Annotated in this window: 1 protein-coding gene; it reads right to left on the reverse strand. The window is 68.2% G+C overall.

Annotation, left to right across the window (positions count from 1 at the left end):
• The coding region (locus tag RF638_RS16015; protein ID WP_368842460.1) for an ISL3 family transposase at positions 1–1,029 on the reverse strand (1,029 nt) is incomplete at both ends.

Raw genomic sequence — 1,029 nt, forward strand, 5'->3', positions numbered from 1 at the left:
GTGGGGTGAGGCGTCGAGTCCACCGGTGATGAGGAGCATGCGGAGGCGGTAGTGCTCGAAGTTGCGGAAGCCGCGGGCGATGCGGCGGCCGAGTTCGATGATCCCGTTGATGGCCTCGGTACCACCGTTGCTCGCGCCGTCGGTGTCGAAGTAGGCCAGGAACGCGGTCTTCCAGCGTCTCAAGGTCTTTCCGAGCCTGGCGATCTCGGGAATCGGGCAGGTCGGCAGCGAGGCGATGAGTTTTTCGGCAAGCTGGCGTCCTCGTGCAGGCGTGGGCTGGTGGAACACGTCCCGAAGGTCCTGAGCGCAGCGATAGGCGACTTCGACCGCGATGTGATCGGGATGGGCCGTGAACGCAGCTTCCAGGCGAGTCTGCTGGCGAGACGTGAGGCGTTCTCGCCCGGCGCGGAGAACATGGCGGATGCCGTAGAGGGGGTCGCCCTTGCGGCCTCGGTGGCCGAGGGTCTCCTGTTGGATCCGGCGGCGGACGTCATCGACTGCCGCGCCGGCGAGCTTGACGATGTGGAACGCATCCAGCACGCAGGTGGCGTCCTCGAGTTGGTCATCGATCGCGTTCTTGTATCCCTGGAACGGGTCCAACGTCGCGATCTCGACCCGCTTCCGGAACCCTTCGCCCCGCTCGTCCAGCCAGTCGCGGTAGGCCTTGCCGGATCGGCCGGGGACGAGGTCGAGCAGCCTGGCGGTGGGGTGGGGTCCGCGGGTCAGGTCGACCATCCCGGTGAGCTCTTTCGGACCGCGCCGGCGGGGGTCGCGGTGATGCCAGATGTGTTCGTCCACGCCCAGGACCTGCACGTTCTCGAACCGGACCGGGTCGTCAGCGGCCGTGGCCAGGACGGGGCGGACCTGAGTCCAGAGGGTGTTCCAGGTCGTGCCGAGCTGCCGGGCCAGGCCCTGGATCGTCGCTCCCTCGCGCCGGAGCTGACCGATGGACCACCGGATCGCGCGTGTGCTCAGCAGACCGCGCGGCGCACAGACCTCCGGGTCCTGCTCGACGAACGAGACCACCGC

The organism is Kocuria sp. CPCC 205235, assembly GCF_040980905.1.
Taxonomy (GTDB): Bacteria; Actinomycetota; Actinomycetes; order Actinomycetales; family Micrococcaceae; genus Kocuria; species Kocuria carniphila.